The organism is Aquipuribacter sp. SD81, from assembly GCF_037153975.1.
GTDB lineage: Bacteria > Actinomycetota > Actinomycetes > Actinomycetales > JBBAYJ01 > Aquipuribacter.
The window spans coordinates 142731-164189 of the sequence record NZ_JBBAYJ010000001.1; the positions used below are offsets into that span (position 1 = coordinate 142731).

The 21459-nt window shown below is 74.6% G+C and carries 22 protein-coding genes and 1 riboswitch; of the genes, 9 read left to right on the forward strand and 13 right to left on the reverse strand.

From position 1 onward, the window contains the following. Positions 1–101: 101 nt before the first annotated feature. The 3 genes from WAA21_RS00730 to WAA21_RS00740 all read left to right on the forward strand — a co-directional run bounded on the left by WAA21_RS00730 (position 102) and on the right by WAA21_RS00740 (position 3614). Positions 102–1319, forward strand: coding sequence for an NADP-dependent isocitrate dehydrogenase (locus tag WAA21_RS00730; protein ID WP_336920808.1), 1218 nt, complete (start codon positions 102–104; stop codon positions 1317–1319). Positions 1320–1431: 112 nt separating this feature from the next. Beyond that, positions 1432–2964, forward strand: a complete 1533-nt coding sequence (locus WAA21_RS00735) for a GntP family permease (protein ID WP_336920809.1) — start codon at positions 1432–1434, stop codon at positions 2962–2964. Continuing rightward, the gene (locus tag WAA21_RS00740; RefSeq protein WP_336920810.1) at positions 2961–3614 is read left to right on the forward strand and encodes a gluconokinase; all 654 of its coding nucleotides are present in this window, start codon (positions 2961–2963) and stop codon (positions 3612–3614) included. The genes WAA21_RS00735 and WAA21_RS00740 overlap by 4 nt, the downstream gene beginning before the upstream one ends. A gap of 16 nt (positions 3615–3630) precedes the next feature. Here the strand turns inward: WAA21_RS00740 and purU are convergent, their stop codons facing one another. Then, a complete protein-coding gene (gene purU / locus WAA21_RS00745) occupies positions 3631–4494 on the reverse strand; it encodes a formyltetrahydrofolate deformylase (RefSeq protein WP_336920811.1) in 864 nt (287 codons plus the stop codon). Positions 4495–4533: 39 nt separating this feature from the next. Continuing rightward, a riboswitch (ZMP/ZTP riboswitch) is annotated at positions 4534–4616 on the forward strand. Positions 4617–4638: 22 nt separating this feature from the next. Between purU and glyA the strand changes: the two genes are divergently transcribed. Further along, complete coding sequence (gene glyA / locus WAA21_RS00750) at positions 4639–5961, forward strand: serine hydroxymethyltransferase (protein ID WP_336920812.1); 1323 nt, start codon at positions 4639–4641, stop codon at positions 5959–5961. Further along, a complete protein-coding gene (locus tag WAA21_RS00755) occupies positions 5958–6842 on the forward strand; it encodes a bifunctional methylenetetrahydrofolate dehydrogenase/methenyltetrahydrofolate cyclohydrolase (protein ID WP_336920813.1) in 885 nt (294 codons plus the stop codon). Before glyA ends, WAA21_RS00755 begins: the two co-directional genes overlap by 4 nt. Positions 6843–6861: 19 nt before the next feature. Here the strand turns inward: WAA21_RS00755 and WAA21_RS00760 are convergent, their stop codons facing one another. The 4 genes from WAA21_RS00760 to WAA21_RS00775 are packed head-to-tail and all read right to left on the reverse strand — an operon-like array spanning position 6862 to position 9378. Then, complete coding sequence (locus WAA21_RS00760) at positions 6862–7254, reverse strand: VOC family protein (RefSeq protein WP_336920814.1); 393 nt, start codon at positions 7252–7254, stop codon at positions 6862–6864. Continuing rightward, positions 7245–7721 (reverse strand): nucleotidyltransferase domain-containing protein, encoded by a 477-nt coding sequence (locus tag WAA21_RS00765; protein ID WP_336920815.1) that lies wholly within the window; start codon positions 7719–7721, stop codon positions 7245–7247. Before WAA21_RS00765 ends, WAA21_RS00760 begins: the two co-directional genes overlap by 10 nt. Further along, complete coding sequence (locus WAA21_RS00770) at positions 7718–8077, reverse strand: VOC family protein (RefSeq protein WP_336920816.1); 360 nt, start codon at positions 8075–8077, stop codon at positions 7718–7720. The genes WAA21_RS00765 and WAA21_RS00770 overlap by 4 nt, the downstream gene beginning before the upstream one ends. 38 nt (positions 8078–8115) lie before the next feature. Next, on the reverse strand, positions 8116–9378 hold the full coding sequence (locus tag WAA21_RS00775) for a M20 metallopeptidase family protein (RefSeq protein ID WP_336920817.1): 1263 nt from the start codon (positions 9376–9378) through the stop codon (positions 8116–8118). Between the two features lie 27 nt (positions 9379–9405). Here WAA21_RS00775 and WAA21_RS00780 point away from each other — a divergent pair, with 27 nt between their 5' ends. Then, the gene (locus tag WAA21_RS00780) at positions 9406–10197 is read left to right on the forward strand and encodes an exodeoxyribonuclease III (RefSeq protein WP_336920910.1); all 792 of its coding nucleotides are present in this window, start codon (positions 9406–9408) and stop codon (positions 10195–10197) included. A 21-nt stretch (positions 10198–10218) separates the two neighbouring features. Here WAA21_RS00780 and WAA21_RS00785 read toward each other — a convergent pair whose 3' ends face one another. The 5 genes from WAA21_RS00785 to WAA21_RS00805 are packed head-to-tail and all read right to left on the reverse strand — an operon-like array spanning position 10219 to position 16611. Beyond that, entirely contained in the window at positions 10219–11517 is a 1299-nt protein-coding gene (locus WAA21_RS00785; RefSeq protein ID WP_336920818.1) for a CysS/YqeB C-terminal domain-containing protein, read from the reverse strand. After that, entirely contained in the window at positions 11514–12422 is a 909-nt protein-coding gene (locus WAA21_RS00790) for an alpha/beta hydrolase (protein WP_336920819.1), read from the reverse strand. Before WAA21_RS00790 ends, WAA21_RS00785 begins: the two co-directional genes overlap by 4 nt. Beyond that, positions 12419–13459 carry a Gfo/Idh/MocA family protein gene (locus WAA21_RS00795; RefSeq protein ID WP_336920820.1) on the reverse strand — a complete coding sequence of 347 codons (1041 nt, stop codon included), beginning with the start codon at positions 13457–13459 and terminating at the stop codon, positions 12419–12421. The genes WAA21_RS00790 and WAA21_RS00795 overlap by 4 nt, the downstream gene beginning before the upstream one ends. After that, the gene (locus WAA21_RS00800) at positions 13456–15141 is read right to left on the reverse strand and encodes a Gfo/Idh/MocA family protein (protein ID WP_336920821.1); all 1686 of its coding nucleotides are present in this window, start codon (positions 15139–15141) and stop codon (positions 13456–13458) included. Before WAA21_RS00800 ends, WAA21_RS00795 begins: the two co-directional genes overlap by 4 nt. Before the next feature lie 9 nt (positions 15142–15150). Then, the gene (locus WAA21_RS00805; protein WP_336920822.1) at positions 15151–16611 is read right to left on the reverse strand and encodes a dihydrolipoyl dehydrogenase family protein; all 1461 of its coding nucleotides are present in this window, start codon (positions 16609–16611) and stop codon (positions 15151–15153) included. Between the two features lie 347 nt (positions 16612–16958). On the opposite strand from WAA21_RS00805, the gene WAA21_RS00810 reads away from it, so the two are divergent. Next, positions 16959–17504, forward strand: coding sequence for a DUF3592 domain-containing protein (locus tag WAA21_RS00810; RefSeq protein WP_336920823.1), 546 nt, complete (start codon positions 16959–16961; stop codon positions 17502–17504). Positions 17505–17790: 286 nt separating this feature from the next. Next, positions 17791–18525: an alpha/beta fold hydrolase gene (locus tag WAA21_RS00815; protein WP_336920911.1), complete on the forward strand. Its 735-nt coding sequence runs from the start codon at positions 17791–17793 to the stop codon at positions 18523–18525. Positions 18526–18643: 118 nt separating this feature from the next. On the opposite strand, the gene WAA21_RS00820 is transcribed toward WAA21_RS00815, so the two are convergent. Genes WAA21_RS00820 through WAA21_RS00830 form a run of 3 tightly spaced genes read right to left on the reverse strand, consistent with a single transcriptional unit; the run spans position 18644 to position 20158 of the window. Beyond that, positions 18644–19606 (reverse strand): proline dehydrogenase family protein, encoded by a 963-nt coding sequence (locus WAA21_RS00820; RefSeq protein ID WP_336920824.1) that lies wholly within the window; start codon positions 19604–19606, stop codon positions 18644–18646. Further along, entirely contained in the window at positions 19603–19839 is a 237-nt protein-coding gene (locus tag WAA21_RS00825) for a hypothetical protein (protein ID WP_336920825.1), read from the reverse strand. The genes WAA21_RS00820 and WAA21_RS00825 overlap by 4 nt, the downstream gene beginning before the upstream one ends. 1 nt (position 19840) lies before the next feature. Beyond that, positions 19841–20158: a hypothetical protein gene (locus tag WAA21_RS00830; RefSeq protein ID WP_336920826.1), complete on the reverse strand. Its 318-nt coding sequence runs from the start codon at positions 20156–20158 to the stop codon at positions 19841–19843. A 117-nt stretch (positions 20159–20275) separates the two neighbouring features. Here WAA21_RS00830 and WAA21_RS00835 point away from each other — a divergent pair, with 117 nt between their 5' ends. After that, a complete protein-coding gene (locus tag WAA21_RS00835; protein WP_336920827.1) occupies positions 20276–21247 on the forward strand; it encodes a helix-turn-helix domain-containing protein in 972 nt (323 codons plus the stop codon). Positions 21248–21459: the final 212 nt, after the last annotated feature.

Genomic DNA, 21459 nt, shown 5'->3' on the forward strand with positions numbered 1-21459 from the left:
AGCGACGCCGCTCGGGCGGTGGCTCGCCACCGTGCTGTGGTCTGCGGCACTGCGACTAGGCTCGCGGCGGTTCCCACCCCCGACGAGGAGATGCAGGTCGCATGGCGAAGATCACGGTAGAGGGCCCGGTCGTCGAGCTCGACGGCGACGAGATGACGCGGATCATCTGGCAGTTCATCAAGGACCGCCTCATCCACCCCTACCTCGACGTCGACCTGCGCTACTACGACCTCGGCATCGAGAACCGCGACGCGACCGACGACCAGGTGACCGTCGACGCGGCCCGCGCCATCCAGGAGCACGGCGTCGGGGTGAAGTGCGCGACGATCACCCCCGACGAGGCCCGCGTCGAGGAGTTCGGCCTCAAGAAGATGTGGGTGTCGCCCAACGGCACGATCCGCAACATCCTCGGGGGCGTCGTCTTCCGCGAGCCCATCATCATCAGCAACATCCCCCGGCTCGTGCCCGGCTGGACGAAGCCGATCATCATCGGCCGTCACGCCCACGGCGACCAGTACAAGGCGACGAACTTCAAGGTCCCCGGCCCGGGCACGCTGACGGTGACGTTCACCCCGGCCGACGGCGGCGAGCCGATCGAGCACCAGGTCGTGCAGTACCCCGAGGACGGGGGCGTGGCCATGGCGATGTACAACTTCAACAAGTCGATCGAGGACTTCGCGCGGGCGTCCTTCGCCTACGGCCTCAACCGCGGCTACCCCGTGTACATGTCGACGAAGAACACCATCCTCAAGGCGTACGACGGTGCCTTCAAGGACATCTTCGCCGACGTCTTCGAGCGCGAGTTCAAGGCCGACTTCGACGCCGCCGGGCTCACGTACGAGCACCGCCTCATCGACGACATGGTCGCCGCGGCCATGAAGTGGGAGGGCGGCTACGTGTGGGCCTGCAAGAACTACGACGGCGACGTCCAGTCCGACACCGTCGCGCAGGGCTTCGGCTCGCTCGGCCTCATGACGAGCGTCCTCATGACCCCGGACGGCCGGACGATGGAGGCCGAGGCGGCCCACGGCACCGTCACGCGGCACTACCGCCAGCACCAGCAGGGCAAGCCGACCTCGACGAACCCGATCGCCTCGATCTTCGCATGGACCCGGGGCCTCGCCCACCGTGGCCGCCTCGACAGCACGCCCGAGGTGGTCGGCTTCGCCGAGACCCTCGAGCAGGTCGTCGTGGAGTCCGTCGAGCGCGGGCAGATGACGAAGGACCTCGCCCTGCTCGTCGGCAAGGACACGCCGTTCCTGTCGACCGAGGAGTTCCTCGGCGCCCTCGACGAGAACCTGCAGGCCAAGCTGGGCTGAGCGACACGGCGTCGTGACGGCCGGGGGCGGGTGACCGCTCCCGGCCGTCGTGCGTCCGTGCCCGTTCGGCCCGAGTTGCCCCGGTCCGGGTGCAGGACCATGGTGACGGACCATGGAACCTGCCTGGTCGGCACCGGTGCTGCTGCTGATCGCCGCGGTCGCCGTCGCGGTGCTACTCGTGCTCGTCATCCGCCTCAAGCTGCACGCGTTCATCGCGCTCGTCCTCGTCAGCGTCCTCACGGCCATCGCCGCGGGCATCCCGGCGGGCGACATCCCCGACGTGCTGCTCGACGGGTTCGGCGGGACCCTCGCCGAGGTCGCCCTGCTCGTCGGCTTCGGCGTCATGCTCGGCCGGCTGCTCGAGGTGACCGGCGGGGCCCAGGTGCTCGCCGACGTGCTCGTGAGCAGGTTCGGCGAGAAGCGGGCGCCGCTGGCGCTCGGTGTCGCGTCGCTCGTCTTCGGCCTGCCGATCTTCTTCGACGCGGGCCTCGTGGTGTTCCTGCCGATCGTCCTGACGGTCGCGCGGCGCTTCGGCGGGTCGCTGCTGTTCTACGCCCTGCCGTCGGCGGGCGCCTTCGCCGCCACGCACGCGTTCCTCCCGCCGCACCCCGGCCCGGTGGCCGCGGCGAACCTGCTCGAGGCCGACATCGGCATGGTGCTGCTCGTCGGGCTCCTCATCGCGCTCCCGTCGTGGTTCGTCGGCGTCTACCTCGTCTCGCGGGTGCTGGGCCGCCGGATCTTCGTCGACCTGCCCGACGTCCTGCTCGGCGAGCAGCGCGACTCCCAGGGGCAGCCGAAGCCGCCCCCCGGCGGAGAGGGCGGGGGCGAGCGGGTCGACCTGCCCCCCGCCGGGCCCGCGGGCACGTCGCCGGCGACCGGCACGACGACGTCCACCGCGACCGTCGAGGCCGAGACCGAGAGGGAGGCGGAGACCACGGGTCAGGAGCGTCCCGCCGGGGCGCCCGCCTTCGGGACGGTGTTCGGGCTGCTCCTGCTGCCGATCGTCCTCATCGGCCTGAACACGGTTACCGACACGCTGGGCTCGACCGAGGTCATCGACCCCGGCGGCATCGTCGCCCGCACCTTCCTGCTCGTCGGCCAGACGCCGATCGCCCTGCTCATCACCCTGCTGGTGGCGGTCGTGGTCCTCGGCCGGCGCCAGGACCGCTCGTGGCGCGACGTCGAGGACCTGCTCGATGGGGCGCTCGGTCCGATCGCCTCCGTCGTGCTCATCACCGGTGCGGGCGGCATGTTCGGCGGCGTGCTGGAGGCCAGCGGCATCGGGGGCGCCCTGGAGGACTCCCTCGCCGACATCGGGCTGCCCGTCATCGTCGCCGCGTTCGTCATCGCGACGGCCATGCGCGTGGCCATCGGGTCCGCGACGGTCGCGCTCACGACGGCCGCGGGCCTCATCGGCCCGACGGTGGCCGGCGGCGACTACTCCGCCGTGCAGTCCGCGCTGGTCGTCACCGCCATCGCGGCCGGCGCCACGGTGCTGTCCCACGTCAACGACTCCGGCTTCTGGCTCGTCAGCCGGTTCTTCGGCATGGACGAGGCGACGACGCTGCGGACGTGGACGGTCATGGAGACCACGCTCGGCGGGACCGCCTTCCTGCTCGCCCTCGCCGCGTGGGTGGTGGTGTGACCGTGGCGGACCACGACGGCGACCTGCACCACCTCGTGGTGATGGGCGTCTCCGGCACCGGCAAGTCGACCATCGCCGCGGAGCTGGAGCGCTTGCTGGGCTGGACGTTCCTCGAGGGCGACTCCCTGCACCCGCGTCGCAACGTCGAGAAGATGAGCGCGGGCACCCCGCTCACGGACCAGGACCGCGCGCCGTGGCTGCAGGCCATCGCCGACTGGACGGCCGTGGAGCACGTCGAGGGCCGCTCGAGCGTCGTCACGTGCTCGGCGCTGCGGCGGGTGTACCGCAACGTGCTGCGCGAGGACGTGCCCGGCACGTGGTTCGTCCACCTCGTCGGCGACCCGGACCTGATCATGGAGCGGATGGAGACGCGGAAACACTTCATGCCGCCGTCGATGCTGCGGTCCCAGCTCGACACGCTCGAGCCCCTGGGCGACGGCGAGGACGGCGCCACCTTCGACATCTCCGACACCCCCGAGGCGATCGCCGCGCAGGTGCTCGACCGTCTCGGTCTCGAGCCGCGGCCCGAGGGCGAGCGGGACGCCGACGCGCAGGACGACGTCGAGGCCGCCGAGGAGGCGGAGGACGCGGAGCAGGAGGGCCGGCCGGCGCCCGACCGGTCGGCGGACGCGGACGGTCGCAGCGCCTGAGGAGGCCGTGCGGCGCCTAGCGGAACACGACCGTCCGGTTCCGGTCGACGAGCACGCGGTGCTCGGCGTGCCAGCGGACCGCACGGGCGAGCGCACGGGACTCCAGGTCCTGCCCGAGGCCCACGAGGTCGTCGACGGCGTGGGAGTGGTCGACCCGCTCGACGTCCTGCTCGATGATCGGGCCCTCGTCGAGGTCGGCCGTCACGTAGTGCGCAGTCGCGCCGATGAGCTTGACGCCGCGGGTGTGCGCCTGGTGGTACGGCCGGGCGCCGGCGAAGCTCGGCAGGAACGAGTGGTGGATGTTGATCGCCCGCCCGGCGAGCACCTCGCAGACCCGCGGGCTCAGCACCTGCATGTAGCGGGCGAGCACGACGAGCTCGACGTCGAGGGTGTCGACGAGGCCGAGCAGCGTCTCCTCCGCGGCCGCCTTCGTGTCCGCGGTGACGGGCACGTGGTGGAACGGCACCTCGTAGAAGTCGGCGAGCGGCTCGAGGTCGCGGTGGTTGCCGACGACCGCGACCGGCGTGACGGGAAGGCGTCCGGAGCGCTGCCGGTACAGCAGGTCGTTGAGGCAGTGCCCGGCGCGGCTCACCATGATGAGCGTGCGGGTGGGCTCGTCGACGCGGTGCAGCTGCCACACGAGGTCGAACTCCTCCGCCGCGCCGCGCAGCGCCGCGCGCAGCCGCTCCTCCGGGGCGTCGCACGTGAACTGCACGCGCAGGAAGAACAGCCGCGTGTCCGGGTCGCCGAACTGCTGGGACTCGGTGACGTTCGCGTGGTGGCGCAGCAGCGCGCCCGTGACGGCGTGGACGATGCCCGGCCGGTCGGGGCACGACAGCCGCAGGACGTAGTGCGGCTCCTGCCTCGCCTCTGGACTCACGAGCGCGCAGCCTACGCAGGCGCGTGCGGTTGCTACGCTCGCGTCCACCGCGACTGGCGTTGAGGGGGCCACCCCCGGGGAGCGGTAGGCACGCTGCTGGGTCGTTCGCCTGGGCCCGGGGCACGACCTGACCTGGAGCACGCGATGACCCAGACCCACACGCCGCCCGCTGCCGTCCGCACCCGCGACGACGACCCCACCGACCTGCCCCTGTGGCAGGTCGACCCCGAGATCGCGGCCGTCCTCGACGGCGAGGCCGACCGCCAGCGCGGCACGCTCGAGATGATCGCGAGCGAGAACTTCGCGCCGCGGGCCGTCCTGGAGGCGCAGGGCAGCGTGCTGACGAACAAGTACGCCGAGGGCTACCCGGGCAAGCGGTACTACGGCGGCTGCGAGCAGGTCGACGTCGCCGAGGAGCTCGCGCGCTCCCGCGCCAAGGAGCTGTTCGGCGCCGAGCACGCGAACGTGCAGCCGCACTCGGGCGCGAGCGCCAACGCGTCCGTCATGCAGAAGCTCCTCGAGCCCGGCGACACCATCCTCGGCCTCGACCTCGCCCACGGCGGCCACCTCACGCACGGCATGCGGCTCAACTTCTCCGGCCGCCTGTACGACGTCGCGACGTACGGCGTGAGCGAGCAGACCCACCGCATCGACATGGACGCCGTCCGCGCGACCGCGCTCGAGCGCCGTCCCAAGATGATCATCGCGGGCTGGTCCGCCTACCCCCGCCGGCTCGACTTCGCGGCGTTCCGCGCCATCGCCGACGAGGTCGGCGCGTACCTGCTCGTCGACATGGCGCACTTCGCGGGCCTCGTCGCCGCCGGGCTGCACCCCTCGCCGGTGCCGCACGCCCACGTCGTCACGACCACGACGCACAAGACGCTGACCGGCCCGCGCGCCGGGCTCATCCTGTCGACGGCGGACCTCGCGAAGAAGATCGACTCCGGGGTCTTCCCCGGCCAGCAGGGCGGCCCGCTCATGCACGTCATCGCGGCCAAGGCCGTCGCCTTCAAGCTCGCCATGACCGAGGGGTTCCGGGAGAAGCAGGAGCGCACCCTGCGCGGCGCGTCGCTGCTCGCCGAGCGGCTGCTGCGCGAGGACGCTCGCGCGACCGGCGTCGACGTCGTGACGGGCGGCACCGACGTCCACCTCGTCCTCGCCGACCTCCGCGCGAGCGAGCTCGACGGCAAGCAGGCCGAGGACCGGCTCCACGAGGCCGGCATCACCGCCAACCGCAACGCCGTCCCGTTCGACCCGCGCCCGCCCATGGTGACCAGCGGCGTCCGGCTCGGGACGCCCGCGCTCGCCACCCGCGGCTTCGGCGACGTGGAGTTCACCGAGGTCGCCGACATCGTCGCGGGCGCGTTCGACCCCGCGAGCGACGTCCGCGCGCTGCGCGAGCGCGTCGACGTGCTGACGCGCGACTTCCCGCTGTACCCGTCCGTCCAGCCGTTCGCGCGCGCGTGAGCGCGACGCTCCTCGACGGCAAGGCCACCGCGGCGGCGATCCGCTCCGAGCTCACCTCCCGCGTCGCCGCGCTCGCGGCGCAGGGGGTGGTGCCGGGCCTCGGAACCGTGCTCGTCGGCGACGACCCGGGCTCGGCGTCGTACGTCGCGGGCAAGCACCGCGACTGCGCGGAGGTCGGCATCACGTCGCTGCGGGAGGACCTGCCCGCCTCGGCGAGCACCGACGACGTGCTCGCGGCCGTCGCACGGCTCAACGACGACCCGGCGTGCACCGGGTTCATCGTGCAGCTGCCGCTGCCGGCGCAGGTCGACCAGCAGGCGGTGCTCGAGGCCGTCGACCCCGACAAGGACGCCGACGGCCTGCACCCGACCAACCTCGGGCGGCTCGTGCTGCAGGTCTCCGGTGACATCACGACGCCGCTACCGTGCACGCCGCGCGGCATCGTCGAGCTGCTCGCGCGCTACGACGTGCCGCTCGCCGGTGCGGACGTGTGCGTGGTCGGCCGGGGCGTGACGGTCGGGCGACCCATCGGGCTGCTGCTGACCCGCCGGGGCGTCGACGCAACCGTGACGCTCACGCACACCCGCACCCGCGACCTCGCCGCCGCGGTGCGCCGGGCCGACGTCGTCGTGGCCGCCGCCGGAGCGGCGGGCACGATCCGCGCGGACTGGGTGAAGCCGGGTGCGGCCGTGCTCGACGTCGGCGTCACGCGTGTCGTCGACGAGGCGACCGGCAGGGCCCGGCTGGTCGGTGACGTCGACCCCGCGGTGCGCGACGTCGCGGGCTGGCTCGCGCCGATGCCCGGGGGAGTGGGCCCCATGACGCGGGCGATGCTGCTGGCCAACGTGGTCGACGCCGCGGAGCGGTCGCTCGCAGGCTGAGGGTCGGGACGGGGGACGGTCAGAACGCGTCGCCGCGGCGCCACGCCATCTCCTGCAGCGTCCAGCCGTTGCCGTCGGGGTCGGCGAAGCCGGCGTAGCGGACCCCGCCCCCGACGTCGACGACCTCGCCGACCTCCACCCCGGCGGCGAGCAGCGCGTGGCGCGCGGCGGCGATGTCCTCCACGACGAGGTGGAGTCCGCGCACGGACCCCGGCGTGCCGCCGTACGCCTCGAGCCCGGTGCCGAGGCCGACCGAGCAGCCGGACCCCGGTGGCGTGAGCTGCACGACCCGCACCCCCTCGGCCGGGGTGACGTCGACGTCGGCGAGGAAGCCGAGGCGCTCGACGTAGAACGCCTTCGACCGGTCGACGTCCGACACGGGCAGCGGGACGAGCTCGAGCTTCATGTGCATGCGGTCTCCTGCGGGTGGTGGGGCGGGGTGCCCGTCGCATCATCCGCCGTGGCACGCGCGAGCAGCCCGCGAGGGTCGTGCAGGACGCGTACCCCGTCGCGGAGGACGCCGGCTGTGCCGGGGTCCAGCGGTACGGCCGCCCAGGTGGGCGCGGTGACCCCGACGTCGACCTCCGAGCCGTCGGGACGCCGCAGGCGACGCTCGGTGAGCGGCCCCCACGCGCGGACCCGGACGGTGCTCACACCCGGTCCGAAAACGGCCGCCACCCAGGTGCCGTCGCCGAGAAGGGCGGCGGGGTCGTCGACGAGCAGGACGAGGTCGACGTCGGAGCCGGGCCCGGCCGTGCCCCGCGCCCGGGAGCCGACGAGCGCGACCGCCGCGACGTCCGGTCGGGTGCCGGCCCAGCGCGTGACGCCGGCGAGCAGGTCCTCCACCGCTCCGTCTGGGTCCGGCAGGCCTGGGCTCACCCGACGAACAGGCAGAAGGGGTGACCGGCCGGGTCGAGCCAGACCCGGACGTCCTCCTGCGGCTGGAAGTCCGCGAGCGTCGCACCCGCCTCGGCGGCGACCCGGCCCGCCGCCTCCAGGTCGTCGACCTCGATGTCGAGGTGCTGCTGCATCTGCTGGTCGCCCGGGCCCTGCGGCCACGTCGGCGCGACGTGGTCGGTCTCGAGCTGGAAGGACAGCCCGGCCGAGCCGTCCTCTGGGCGCAGCGTCGCCCACTCGGGGTCGTCGGTGACGATCGGCCAGCCGAGCAGCCGCTGGTAGAACCGCGCGAGCCCACGCGGGTCGGGCGTGCCGAGCACGGTCGAGCAGAGCCTCATGGGCTCGTCCTACACGTACCCGCCGACAGCGGCGAGCGCTACCGCCCGGCGAGCTGCACGAGCCGTCGCTCCGCGAGCGTCGCGAGGAGGGCCGCGCCGTCGGTGAGCACCGAGTCGTCGAACCCGGCCAGCGGGGAGTGGTTGTCCGGTGCGGTCTCCCAGTCGCGGCCCTCCAGGCACGCACCGAGGAACACCATGACCCCGGGCACGGCGTCGATCACGCGGCTGAAGTCCTCCGCGCCCGCGATCGGGTCGGGCATGTCGATCCACCGGTCGGCGCCGAACAGCCCGGTGGCGACCTCGCGCGCGAAGTCGAGCTCGCGGGCGTCGTTGACCGTCACGGGGTACTCGGGCTCGAGCACGACGTCCGCCTCGAGCCCGTGCGCGGCGGCGACGCCCTCGCAGTAGCGGACGAGCGCGGTGTGCAGGCGCTCCCGGACCTCCGGGTCGGTGGTGCGGATCGTCGCCTCGGCGTACGCGGTCGACGGGATGATGTTGCGCCGGGTGCCCGCCTCGACCTTGCCGAAGGTGACGAGCCCCGTCTCGAACGGCCCGACGGTCCGACCGGCGACGGCCTGCGCGCCCAGCACGATCTCGCCGATCGCGGGGACCGGGTCCGCGGCGCGGTGCGGTGCGGAGCCGTGCCCGCCGCGCCCGCGCAGCGTGACGAACAGGCCGTCGGAGGCCGACAGCAGCGGCCCCGGCCGCGAGGCGACGGCGCCCCGCGGGGCGAGCGCGGACATGACGTGCAGCGCGTAGGCGGCGTCCGCGCGGCGTCCCGCTGCCTCGAGGACACCCTCGCGGATCATGTGGCCGGCCCCGTCCCAGCCCTCCTCGCCGGGCTGGAACATGAGGACGACGTCGCCCGGCAGGTTGCCGCGCTGGGCGGCGAGCAGGTGCGCCGCCCCGACCAGCGAGGTCACGTGCAGGTCGTGCCCGCACGCGTGCATGACGCCGTCGACCTCGCTGCGGTAGGGGACGTCGAGCTCCTCGGTGAGCGGCAGCGCGTCCATGTCGGCGCGCAGCAGCACGACGGGCCGCTGCCCGGGCGCCGCACGGTGCCCGCGGCGCCCCGTGTCGCCCTCGCCGCGCAGCACCGCGGTGACGCTCGACAGCGAGTCACCGGTGCGGATCTCGAGGTCGAGGCCCTGCAGGGCCTCGAGCACGGTCTGCTGCGTGCGGGGCAGGTGCAGGCCCACCTCGGGGTGGCGGTGGATGCGGTGACGGAGCCGGACGAGGTCGTCGGTGAGGGCCAGGGCGTCGTCGGCGACGGTGCTCGAGGGCACGGACGGGCTCGTCATACCGCCACCCTATGGTGGGGCGCCGTGCTGGTCGTCGCGAGCGTCAACGTCAACGGGATCAGGGCTGCGCACCGTCGCGGCATGCCGGAGTGGCTGCAGCAGCGCGACCCGGACGTGCTGCTCCTGCAGGAGGTCCGCGCCGACGCGGACACCGTCGCGGAGCAGCTCGGCGAGGGCTGGCACGTGGTCGAGGCGGTGTGCGCGCAGAAGGGCCGCTCCGGCGTCGCCGTCGCGTCGCGGCGTCCGCTGCGCGACGCGGTCCTCACCCTGCCCGGCTTCGAGACCGACGGACGCTGGGTCGAGGCGACGGTCGGCGACGGTCCGGACGCCGTCCGCTGCGCGAGCGTCTACGTGCACTCCGGCGAGGCCGGCACCGACCGCCAGGTCGACAAGATGCGCTTCCTCGCGGCCATGAGCGTCCGCCTCGGGGAGCTCCGCGCCGCCGAGGCGGCGGGCGGTCCGCCCGTCGTGGTGGCCGGCGACCTCAACATCGGCCACACCGAGCGCGACATCCGGAACTGGAAGGGCAACCGCGGCAAGGCGGGCTTCCTGCCGGAGGAGCGGGCGTTCCTCGACGCCTGGTACGCCTCCGGCTGGGTCGACGTGTCGCGGCGGCTGCACGGCGACGTCGAGGGACCGTTCTCGTGGTGGTCGTGGCGCGGCAAGGCGTTCGACACCGACGCCGGGTGGCGCATCGACGTGCACGTCGCCACGGAGAAGCTGGCGGCGACGGCCCGGTTCAGCGACGTCGACCGCGCGGTGGCCTACGACCGTCGCTTCAGCGACCACGCGCCCGTGGTCGTCGGCTACGACGTCTGAGCGCCAGGACCTCAGGGACGCTCAGCCGACCTCGCGCAGCTCCCACTCGACGCCGTCGGGGGTGTCGCGCACCTCGACGCCGAGCCCGGTGAGACCGTCGCGGACCGCGTCGCTCGTCGCGAAGTCCTTCGCGCCGCGCGCGCGGGCCCGCAGCTCAAGCAGCAGCCCGACGTAGCCCCCGACGACCTCGCGCGGGTCCCTGGCCCCGGTGCGGGCGAGGTCGCCGAGGCGCACGACCATCGCGCGCAGCACGCGGCGGGCGTGGTCCCGGTCGTCGCTCTGCAGGCTGTCGGTGAGCCAGTCCTGCATCGCCTGCTCGACCGCGAGCAGCGCGGCGACGGCGCCGTCGACGTCCGGGGCGGCCATCGCGGCGTCGAAGCGCTCGCGCTCGGCGTCGACCGCGGCCCGCAGCGACGTGGCCGCGGCGGGTGCGGCCGCGTCGTCGGGCTGGGCGGCGAGGTCGGCGTCCGCCGGTGACGGCGCGGCGGGGGCCGGGGGCGCGGCGCCGGGCTCGGCGGCACCGCGGCCGGCCAGGGCGTCGGCGAGCCAGCCGGTCTCCACGACCTGCCCGTCGGTGAGCACGACCTGTCGGTCCCGGTACCGCAGGGTCACCGTGCCGTTGCCCCGCACCGTCGCCGTGCCCGCCGGGAGGTCGAGGAGCAGCGCGGTGTGCTCGTCGACCCCGAGGACGCCGACGTCCTCGGGGAGCATCTCCTCCATCGCCTGCAGCCGCCGGGCGCCGAGGTAGCAGTACCGGGTGTCGTACGTGCCGCCCTCCGCGTTGTCGAAGTGGGGGACGAGCGCCGCGCGCACGCCGGTCGCCTCGCCGAGCACGTCGAGCCCGTCCGCCCAGTGCAGGTCGGCGCCCGCCTTGTAGATCTCGTACACCGGCACCGCGTGCGACCCGACGGTGCACGCGGCGGCGGACCCGACCACGAGAGTCCCCTCCCGGCGCACGACGTCGAGCATGGCGGCGGCCACGGCCGTGCCGCGCCACTGCCGCAGGGCGTAGGTCGGGCTGCCGGGCCCGGCGAACAGCCACCGCGCCTGCTCCAGCAGCGCGAGCGTCCGCTCCGCCTCGGCGCCCGTGCCCGCACGGCGCCACGGTGCGACGTCGACCCGCCGCCCGACCGCCTGCTCGAAGTACTGCAGGGTCTTCTGCACGAGCTCGTCGGCGTTGTCCTGGAACCCGAACGTCGTGTCGAGGACGAGCGCCGTGCCGGCGCCGCCCTGCTCGAAGGTGTCGGCGAGGACCGCCCGGTGGGTGCGGACCATGGTGGGGGCGGTCTCGCCCGACCCCATGACGACGATGCGGCTCACGCGGGTCCCTCCTGGGACGTCGGGGTGGGCGAGTGTCCCGCGGCGGTCAGCACGTCGACGAGGTCGGACGCGAGGCGGTCGGGGTGCTGCAGGTGCAGGTCGTGGTGCGCGTCCGGGTAGGGCCGCAGCAGCGGCCGCGCGAGGCCCCCGACGGCCTCCTCGACGAGGGCGGACGCGGGGCCGCCGGCCGGGGCCAGGAGCACGGGCACCCCGATGCGGGGGTAGAGCCGGCGCGGGTCCTGCGCGTGCATCGAGCGGAGGATCCGCTCGTGCGCCGCGAGGGGGAGGATGTTGCGGACGTGGCCGGCCGGGTCGCCCGGCGGGTCGGTCGTGAGGTTGCCGAGGACCGCGGGCAGCGCGTGGGGGCCCCACGCCTGCACGGACGGGCGGATGCGCTCGACGAGCTCATCCCAGGTCGTCGTGCCCCACGACGGCGGCGCGAGCCGCTGCCACAGCCGCTCGAACGGCTCGTCCTCGGGGAAGCGGAGCCACCCGCCGTCGACGAGCGCGAGTGCCGCGGGGCGGGCGCCGTCGGCGGCGCACTGCAGCACGACGTTGCCACCCCACGACTGGCCGGCGAGGACGACCGGCAGCCCGGCGAGGTCCGGCTCGTCGCCGAGGGCGCGGAGCAGGGCGGCGACGTCGGCGGCCGCCACGGCGGTGTCCACGCCGACGGCGTCGGGCAGCGCCGCGCTCGCACCGTGCTCGCGCTGGTCCACCGCGACCGAGGCGACCCCTCGGGCGGCGAGGGCCTCGGCGCACGCGTCCCACATCCGCGCGTTGGACGCGAGGCCGTGCACGAGCACCGCGAGCGCCCACGGCCGTCCCGCCGGGACCGTCCGGCGGACCGCGAGCCGCACCCCGCGCCCCGGCAGGGCGACGACGTCGGCCGTCGCGGCGCTCACCGGGTCTCCGGCGCGTCGGCGCCGGCCCCGCCGTGCACGCGCGCGAGCAGCGCGTCGACCGTGGTGGCGACGTCGACGCTGTCGGCCGCGGTCGGCAGCCAGACGTCGTCCCCGCGCACGGCCTTGGCGACGGCCTCGACCATGAGCCGGTACGGGTCGACGGGGGCGAAGTCCTCCGTGACCCGCACGGTCCCGTCCGGTCCGCGCAGGCTCAGCCTGCACGCGTCGTCCTTCGCTGTGAAGGCGGGTCGGTCGAGCACGAGCGTGCCGTCGTCACCGGTGACGGTGACGAGCTGCTCGTCCCGCCCGACGATGCCGCAGCGGACGACGGCCTCGGGACCGTCGGGACGCTCGGCCGGCCGCAGGGTGCCGCGGGCGCGCACGTCCACCCCGTGCTCGACGTCACCCGTCGCGTCGAGGACCTCCAGCGGCCCGGCGCCCGTGGCCCACCGGACCGCGTCGACGGAATAGCACCCGACGTCCAGCAGCGCCCCGCCGCCGCGCGCCCGCTCCAGCCGGTAGTTGCCCGCGAGCCGGTCCCCGCCGTCGAAGCTGAAGTCGGCCTCGACCCGGCGCACCGGCCCGAGCACCCCGTCGGCGAGGAGCGCGACGGCACGGCGGGTACGCGGGTGCCAGCGGTACCACCACGCCTCGACGAGCAGCCGCCCGGAGGAGGCCGCCGCCTCGTGCATGCGGCGGGCCTCACCGGCGTCGAGCCCGAGCGGCTTCTCGCACAGCACGTGCTTGCCGGCCTCCAGCGCGGCGAGGGTCCATGGGAGGTGGGCGTCGTTGTTGAGCCCCACGTAGACGAGGTCGACGTCGGGGTCGGCGAGCAGCGCGGCGTAGGCGGCCGCGCCCGAGCCGTGGCCGCCGTAGGCCCGGCCGACGGGCCCGAGCGCGGCGGCGCGGGACTCGTCACGGGCGGCGACCGCTTGCAGGTGGGCCCCCTCGGCGGCGTGCGTCGCCGGTGCGAGTGCGCTGCGGGAGATGGTCCCCGCCCCGAGCAGGCCGACGCCCACGGAGCCGTCCGCCCTCATCGCGGCACCACCGGTCGGCCACCGTCGGCGGCCGAGGCCGACGCGGCCTCCATGACCGCGAGCACGCGGCGGCTCGTCGCGCCGGTGACGCTCATCGGCAGCCCGAGCAGGAGGTGGTCGGCGAGCTCACGGTGGAAGGGGTGGGGCGGCGCCGACGGCGTCGCGAGCCGGGTCACCGACCCGTCCGCGTCGTGCAGGTCGAGCACGGGCGGGGAGTCCGCCGGGGCGAGCACGTCCTCCTCGAGCGTCCCGACGGCGTTGCGGGACACGACCCGCTCCACCCGCCAGCTGCCGACGAGCGCGCCCGCGGTGCCGAGCACGTACCAGCGCGGCTTGAGGGCGGCCGCGAGGTCGGAGTGCGTGAACTCCGCCTCGGCGCCGTCGGCGAAGTGCACGAGCACCCGGGAGTGGTCGGCGTTGGTGACGTCGAACCAGCGGCGCTTGTGCGTCGTCGCGCTCACGTGCGCGACGGGAGCCGGGAACAGGTCGAGCAGCTGGTCGATGACGTGGGCGCCCCAGTCGTAGAAGGCGCCGCCGGAGGCGTCGACGTCGGAGTGCCACAGGTTGCACGGGTGCCCGAAACCGCCGACGAACGCCTCGACGTGGAACACCTCGCCGAGGCGACCCGAGCGCACCGCCCGCGCCACGGCCAGGTAGTCGGGGTCCCAGCGCCGGTTCTGGTAGACGACGGCGAGCACACCCGCCTCGTCGGCGGCCGCGAGCACGGCGTCGGCCTCCTCGGTGCGGATGGCGAACGGCTTCTCCACGACGACGTGCTTGCCCGCGCGCACCGCCCGCAGGGCCCACTCCGCGTGCGTGTCCGGTGGGGTCGACACGACGACGAGGTCGACGTCCGGGTCCTCGACGGCGGCCGCCGCGTCGGTGGTCGTGCGCAGTCCCGGCGACACCTCCCGGGCGGCGGCGAGGCGCTCGGGGTTGCGGTCGCACACGAGCTCCAGGCCGAGGCCCGTCACCTCGCGGAACGCGGCGGCGTGCTCGTGGCCGATGGCGCCGTAGCCGAGCAGCGCCGCGCGCACGGGGGTCCGCGGCGCGCTCGCCGGGCGCCCGGTCGCCGCGACGAGCTCGTGCAGCGCGAGCAGCAGCAGCCGCCGTGCCGTCGGCGAGGCGACCCCGGTGGGGGTGCCGCCGAGCAGCCACGCGAGCACGGGGCCGCGCCGCGAGGCGACCGGGTGCACCGCGAGCCCGACGGCGGCCGTGAGCAGCACCGCGACGTCGTCGTCGACCTGCTCGACCCGCAGCACCCGGTCGTGGACGTGCACGTGCTCGCCGAGGTGCGCGCCCGTGCCGTGCCGGTGGTCGACGAGCCGCGCGGCCATGCCGCCCGCGTCCCGGCCGGCGCGGACCCGCACGTCGTGGGCGGGGGTGACCGGCCCGGTGACGAGACCGGTGTGCCCGGTCCAGGCCCCGTCGGGGTCGGCGGCGAGCGTCGGGCCGGCGAGGACGACCGGGACGCCGAGCCTCGCGAGCCGGTCCACGAGGGCGGGCCCGGGTGGGGTGTCGCGCCACACGAGGACCGCGTGCGCGTCGCGCGCGCCGGGCGCCTCCTCCACGCCGGCCCCGCGCAGGCCGAGCCGCAGGTCCGCGACCGCGTCGGCCAGGTGCGCGTCGGACAGGTCGACGAGCCAGTGCAGGCAGAGCCTGACGCCGGGGCCTCTGCTCACGCCCGAACGCTACGACGGGTCGTGGGCGAGCCGCTCGGCGAGCGTCGCCGTCGGGTCGTTGAGCGCCTCCGACCAGGTCGGGAAGGCCCGGATGTGCCGCGCGAGGAAGCGGACGTCGAGCCGGGCGGCCACCGCGAGCGCGAGCTCGGCGCCCCACGAGTCCGCCTGCGGGCCGACCGCCGCGGCGCCGAGGAGGCGGCCGTCGGCGCGGTCGACGACGAGCCGGACGTGCCCGGGGGTCGAGGGCCCGTCCTGCCCGTCCTGCCCGTCGTCGGCACCGAGGTCCTCCAGGTACCAGCGCGCGGTGTCGTCGAGGTCCTGCCCCGCGGCCTCCGTGCGGTGCCCGGCCTCGCGGGCCGCGGCCTCGCCGAGACCGACGGAGAACACCGGCGGGTCCGTGTAGACGACGCGGGGGGCGTCGTCGTCGTGGCGGCGGGCGTCCCCGCCGTGGAGGCGGTCGAGGACGACGCGCGCGTGGGCGTTGGCGGTGTGCGTGTAGGCGGGCCCGCCCGTCACGTCCCCGACGGCGAACACCCCGTCGACGGCCTCGTCCAAGGCGTCGACCGCACGGCAGGCGTCGTCGACCCGGACCGCCCCGTCGTCGACGGCCACGCCGAGCACGTCGAGCCCCAGGTCGTCGCCGTTGGGACGTCGGCCCGTCACGACGAGGACGCGGTCGACGTCGACGGTCTGCTCGGCGCCGTCGTCGCGGCCGTCGTCGTCGGCGGGAGCGAGGTGCGCCCGCGCGCCGCCGTCGGATGCTTCGACCCGCTCCAGGGTCGTGCCCGCGCGGACGTCGACGCCGGTGCGGGTCAGGTGCGCCGCCACGGCCTCGCCGACCCAGCCGTCCTCGCCGGGCAGCAGCGTCGGGGCCGTCTCCACGAGGGTCACCCGCACCCCGAAGGACGCGTACACCTGCGAGAGCTCGCAGCCGACCGCGCCGCCGCCGAGCACGAGCAGCCGCTCGGGCAGCTCCGCGCTCGACAGCGCGTCGTCCGAGGTCCACGTCGGGACGGAGTCGAGCCCGTCGACGGGCGGGACGACGGGGGAGGAGCCGGTGCCGACCACGAGCGCGCGGTCCCACGACACCCGCTGCGTCCCGTCCTCGCCGGTCACCTCGACCTCGCCGGGGGCGACGACGCGGCCGCGGCCGCGCAGCAGCACGACGCCGGCCTCGGCGAGGCCCTTGGCGTGCTCGGCGTCGTCGCGGTGCTCGGCGGCCTCGTCGCGCGCGGCGACCGCGTCGCGCCACGCGGCGCGCAGGCCGTCGCGGTCCAGGCCCGCCCGGCGCGCCCGCGAGGCCCGCAGCAGCAGCGCCTTGCTCGGCACGCACGCGAGGAACGGGCACTCACCGCCCACCAGGCCGGCCTCGACGACCGCGACGGACAGGCCCGCACGGGCCGCCTCGCTCGCCAGCGTCTCCCCGCCGGACCCGGCCCCGATCACGACGAGGTCGTAGGTGTCGCTCATGCTCCGCAGCCTGCCTGCCGGGTGCTGGTCCGGCGACCCGGGCGGCGGGCGAGGCTGGTCCGCGGCGGTGGCTCGCGAGCCGTGACTCCCCGGGCGGCGCAGACCAGACGGAAAGCCATCGGGCTGCTCTTCGACGACCAGGAGCCGGAGCTGGCCCGTGCGACCGGCGTCGCCTTCGATCTCTTCATGCCATAGCGACGACCTGCCACCGCCCCACTCGCGCGCGGGCGTAACCGATCGACGATCCTCAGTGGACACACCGACGAGGGCCCCGGCACGGCTCGGCCGCGCAGCCGGCTTGCGCCTCCCGAGAGTGAGTTCAGGCAGGGCGTTAACGTCAGTTCGCGATGGCAACGCTATGGCAGCCGCCGACTCTGGCGCTGGCGATCGTGCTCAGTGCGGCCACCGCGATCGGTGTCGTGGTCACGATCGTCTCGTTCAGCCTCGCCGACGACCTCAGGAACACGGGCACAACCGCCACGGCGACTGCCACCTCCGACACGCGCAGTGGTGGGAGGGCGAGCCTGTCTCGCGTTGACGTGCGCTTCACGACGCAGGACGGTGAAGTCGTCGACACGACGCTGGAGGAGCCGAGCGAGAACCTGCAGCTGGGCGACGAGATCGAGGTCGTGTACGACCCTGAGGATCCATGGGAGGCAACCGCTCTGGGTGACGAGGCCCGCACCGCCTGGATCGTCGCTCTCGTCACGGCAGTCTTCGCAATCGGCTCGGTCTGGGAGTGGGCACGCTGGGCCAACCGACGCTGGGCGGACACGAGCCTTCGAGGAGTAGGGCGGCAAGCCCCCCAGGCGATGTCGGCGGCCGAGATAGCCGCGAAGAAGAAGCGAGCGCTCCGGCGCAGGCGCAAGAAGCGCAACCGGCGCGGCCGTTGAGTCGACCCGCGCGGCCTCCTTCGGTCGCCAGCAGCCGATCGGTCGCCGGGCAGGCTCCGCACTCCGGGTCTGCGCAGCACGCGCTGTGCGACCGCTACAGGCCGTCGGCGGGCGACACGTCGGCCGGGTCCCCCGAACGCCCGGGATCGACCGCCGCCGTCTTCCCGCGAGCACGCGGGTCGTCCGGCCGTCCATCACCGACGCGGTGCGGAGCGGGGCGAGGGGATAGCGTGCCGGCGTGACGTTGAATTATGTCAGGTTCGGAAGCGGCAGCCCGTTGCTGCTGGTGCACGGTCTGGGTGCGGGGTGGCGATCGTGGGCTCCCATCCTCGAGGACCTGGCAGAGCATCGAGAGGTGATCGCTGTCGACCTGCCGGGGTTCGGGGCGACGCCGCCGCTGACCGGCGAGGTCTCCATCGCCACCCTCGCCGACTCCGTCGCGGACTTCATCCGGGAGCAGGGTCTCGACGGGGTCGCGACCGTGGGCCAGTCGATGGGCGGTCGCCTGGTGCTCGAGCTCGCGCGGCGGGGCGTCGGCGGCGACACTGTGGCCCTGGACCCTGGGGGCTTCTGGAGCGACCGCGAGCGCCTCGTCTTCAGCGCCACGCTGCGGCCGTCCATCCGGCTCGTCCGGATGCTCCGCAGGGTCGTCCCCTCCCTGCTCGCCAGTCCCGTCGGGAGGACCGTGCTGCTGGCGCAGCTCTCGGCGCGGCCGTGGGCGCTGTCGCGCGAGACCGTGCTGCCGGACGTGCTCGGGCTGGCCGATGCACCGGCGACCGGTGCCGCCATGGACGCCTTGACCAAGGGGCCCACGCAGGGCGGCGCACCGGCAGGCACCGTGCCCGGCCGGGTGACGATCGGGTGGGGGCGCCGTGACCTGGTGACCGTGCCGAGACAGGCGGCACGAGCGAAGGCGCTGTACCCCGACGCGGTCCTCTCCTGGTTCGAACGGTGCGGGCACTTCCCGCAGTGGGACGCACCGCACGAGGCGACCCGGCTGATCCTGGAGGGCACCCGGTGACGTGACTCGTCGTCGGACGTCCGCTGCCTGCTGCCAGCGAGCAAGGCCGCCTTGCATCATGCGGCAGCGGCGGCTGATCCCCAGCTGGCGATCGCCGACCGGCCATCGGTGAACCGCATCAGGTGGCGAGGTCTGCGAGCGCGGTGATGACGCGTGCAGGGTCCTCTGCGATGCGGTTGAGGACGTAGAGCCACCAGTGCGGGCCGAAGACGACGTACTCACGGGTGTGGTAGCCGATGGCGAGGAGCTGGTCGAGGAGGTCGGTGCCCAGGCCCATGAGCATCTCGACCTCGACGTTCCCGGAGCGAAGCCGCTCCCCGTGGGCGGCGTCGAGGGCGGTGAGCAGCTCCGGGTCGTGGGTGGCCACGGCCAGCGCGTGGTCCGCTTCCATGATGGACCCGGCGAGGCTCAGGTAGGCGTCGGTCAGGGCGGGGGTGCCGCGGCGGTGTGCGGTGCTGTCGTCCTCGAGGAAGGCTCCCTTGACGAGCCGGACGGGACCGGGGTGGGCCAGCACGCGGGGGAGGTCGTCCGGGGTGCGGTGTAGGCGGGCCTGCAGCGTGACACCGACCGGGAGGCCCGCGTCGGCCAGGGAGTCGTAAAGGTCCAGCACGGCGTCGGTGCGGTCGGAGCCCTCGGCCGAGATCATCAGGACGGTCCCCGGGGCCGCGGCCGTGGCGATCTGCTGGACGTGGTCGGCGGCGAGGTCCGGGTCGACGAGCAGGCCGATGTGGGACAGGTCGAAGGACACCGTGCTCGCGACACGGGCTGCCTTCAGGGCGGTCGCGAGGTCGACGAACACGGCGGCCTCGGCGCGGGCGACGGCGGCGTCGCGCACACTCTCACCGACGTACTCGACGCTCACCCGGTGGCCGCGTGCCGCGACCGCCCGGGCGGCGTCGAGGGCTGATGCGACGTCATCCCCTGCCGTGTAGCGCCGGGCGACTCGACCGGCCATGGCGGCCCAGGTGGGCTCCGAGAGCACCCGGCTCTTCAGGTCCTCGTCAAGAGCCCACCCACGCAGCGTGTCGGCCGAGCGTTCGACGTCGTGCCGCAGGACCGCGTGGCTGTCGGCGGTGCTCATGCGGCGCAGCCGCACGGTTCCGGCCGGCGGGCGGCCGAGGGCCGGAACGGGCCGGTCCCGGGACGGCGCAGGCGGTGGTCCTGCCGCTCGTTGAGCGTCTGCAGGGTGCCGAGGCCCTGCCGGACCAGCACGGCCGCGGTGGTAGTCACGGGCGCCTCGGAGCCACGCCGGGGCAGACCCAGGAGCGCGAGCACCAGGACGAACGACGTGATGAGGGCGACAGAGGCCAGCATCTCAGGCGCCTCCGCTCGTCCAGCCGGAGCGCCCCAGAGCGCGACTGAAGCGACGCTGCAGCAGGACCCGGGCATCGCCCACCGTCTCGCCCAGCGTTCCGCCCCCCAGCGCCTCGAGGCCACGGACCGCCTCGGCGATGACGTCGTCGGCCACCCCGTCGGGGCAGTCCAGAACTCGTCTGACGAGGACGTCCAGGCCGTCCGCGGTGGCGTCCAGAGCGTCTGCGGTGTCCGCCGCCGCCCGCTCGAACCCGTCGGCCTCGACTCGCGTCGCCGACTGCGACCGGCTCGATCTCCTCACCGTCGTCATCAGTGCCATGTGTCGTTCCTCCAGTCAGGGCACCCTCGTGGGTGCGTGACCACGGTCCGCTCGAGCAGCTGACCTGACCAGTGGCAGATCTGCCCGAGGTCGCTCGTTTTCTGCCATGCTGGACGCGTGCTGAAGGACGTGGTGGCTGTGGTCTACGACGGTGTCGGTGCCTTCGGGCTCGGCGTGGTGTCGGAGGTGTTCGGCTACGACCGCAGCGACGACGGGCTCCCTTCCTACGACTTCGCGGTCGTGGCCGAGCGGCCCGGGGCGGTGCGGACCGACACCGGCCTGCAGATCCTGCCCGAGCACGGGCTGGATCGGATGGCCACGGCGGACCTGGTGTGCGTCCTGGGTTGGGAGCACGGTGCCGCCATGCCGTCGGAGGCGCTGCTGCAGGGCCTGCGCGACACCGTCGCGCGGGGCGGGCGCGTGATGAGCCACTGCAGCGGGGCGTTCGTGGTCGCGGAGTCCGGGCTGTTGGACGGCCGGACGGTGGCGACCCACTGGCGCAACGCGGCCGAGCTGGCCCGTCGCTACCCCGCCGTCACGGTGGACCCCGACGTCCTCTACGTCGACGACGACCCGATCTTCTCCAGCGCCGGCACCGCCGCAGGGATCGACACCTGCCTGCACCTGCTGCGCCGTGAGCACGGCGCCGCGGTGGCCAACGCGGTCGCCCGCCGGATGGTCGTCCCGCCCCACCGCGACGGCGGGCAGACCCAGTTCATGACCGCCGCCGTGCCCGAGGTGGACGACACGTCGCGGCTGCGCGACACCCTCGTCTGGGCGCAGGAGAACCTCGATGTGGACCTCGGCGTCGAGGAGCTCGCGAGCCGGTCGCTCATGTCGAGCCGAAGCTTCGCCCGGCACTTCCGGGCCGCGACGGGCTCCTCACCGCACGCCTGGCTGCTGGCCCAGCGCGTAACCCGCGCGCAGCACCTGCTGGAGACCACAGACCTGTCGGTCGACGAGGTGGCCCGGCGCAGCGGCCTCGGGACCGCCACGACGCTGCGGCACCACTTCGCCCGCCGGGTCGGCACGTCGCCCCAGGCCTACCGGCGCACCTTTCGAGGCGGCCGCCTGGCTCCGGTTGGCTGAGCCCGAGGCAGTCCGGGCCCCGCCTGACTGATCGTGCTCGGCCTGGTGGTGCCGGCGTCCGGATGCGGCGAGTGGCGGCGCTGCCCAGCCGAACGCTGACCGGGTAGCGGTCGGGACCGCTGCACGGACAGGTGACATCTGACCTTCGGCGTCCCAGCAGCCAACCCCTGGCCGGGACCACCGCCCAGGGGCGCCTCAGTCTGGGCGTATCG

Coding starts and splice junctions, on each gene's coding strand:
- WAA21_RS00730 (WP_336920808.1), top strand. CDS start 102: ATGGCGAAGATCACGGTAGAGGGCCCGGTCGTCGAGCTCGACGGCGAC.
- WAA21_RS00735 (WP_336920809.1), top strand. CDS start 1,432: ATGGAACCTGCCTGGTCGGCACCGGTGCTGCTGCTGATCGCCGCGGTC.
- glyA (WP_336920812.1), top strand. CDS start 4,639: ATGACCCAGACCCACACGCCGCCCGCTGCCGTCCGCACCCGCGACGAC.
- WAA21_RS00760 (WP_336920814.1), bottom strand. CDS start 7,254: ATGCACATGAAGCTCGAGCTCGTCCCGCTGCCCGTGTCGGACGTCGAC.
- WAA21_RS00770 (WP_336920816.1), bottom strand. CDS start 8,077: ATGAGGCTCTGCTCGACCGTGCTCGGCACGCCCGACCCGCGTGGGCTC.
- WAA21_RS00775 (WP_336920817.1), bottom strand. CDS start 9,378: ATGACGAGCCCGTCCGTGCCCTCGAGCACCGTCGCCGACGACGCCCTG.
- WAA21_RS00795 (WP_336920820.1), bottom strand. CDS start 13,459: ATGAGGGCGGACGGCTCCGTGGGCGTCGGCCTGCTCGGGGCGGGGACC.
- WAA21_RS00805 (WP_336920822.1), bottom strand. CDS start 16,611: ATGAGCGACACCTACGACCTCGTCGTGATCGGGGCCGGGTCCGGCGGG.
- WAA21_RS00810 (WP_336920823.1), top strand. CDS start 16,959: ATGGCAACGCTATGGCAGCCGCCGACTCTGGCGCTGGCGATCGTGCTC.
- WAA21_RS00820 (WP_336920824.1), bottom strand. CDS start 19,606: ATGAGCACCGCCGACAGCCACGCGGTCCTGCGGCACGACGTCGAACGC.
- WAA21_RS00825 (WP_336920825.1), bottom strand. CDS start 19,839: ATGCTGGCCTCTGTCGCCCTCATCACGTCGTTCGTCCTGGTGCTCGCG.
- WAA21_RS00830 (WP_336920826.1), bottom strand. CDS start 20,158: ATGGCACTGATGACGACGGTGAGGAGATCGAGCCGGTCGCAGTCGGCG.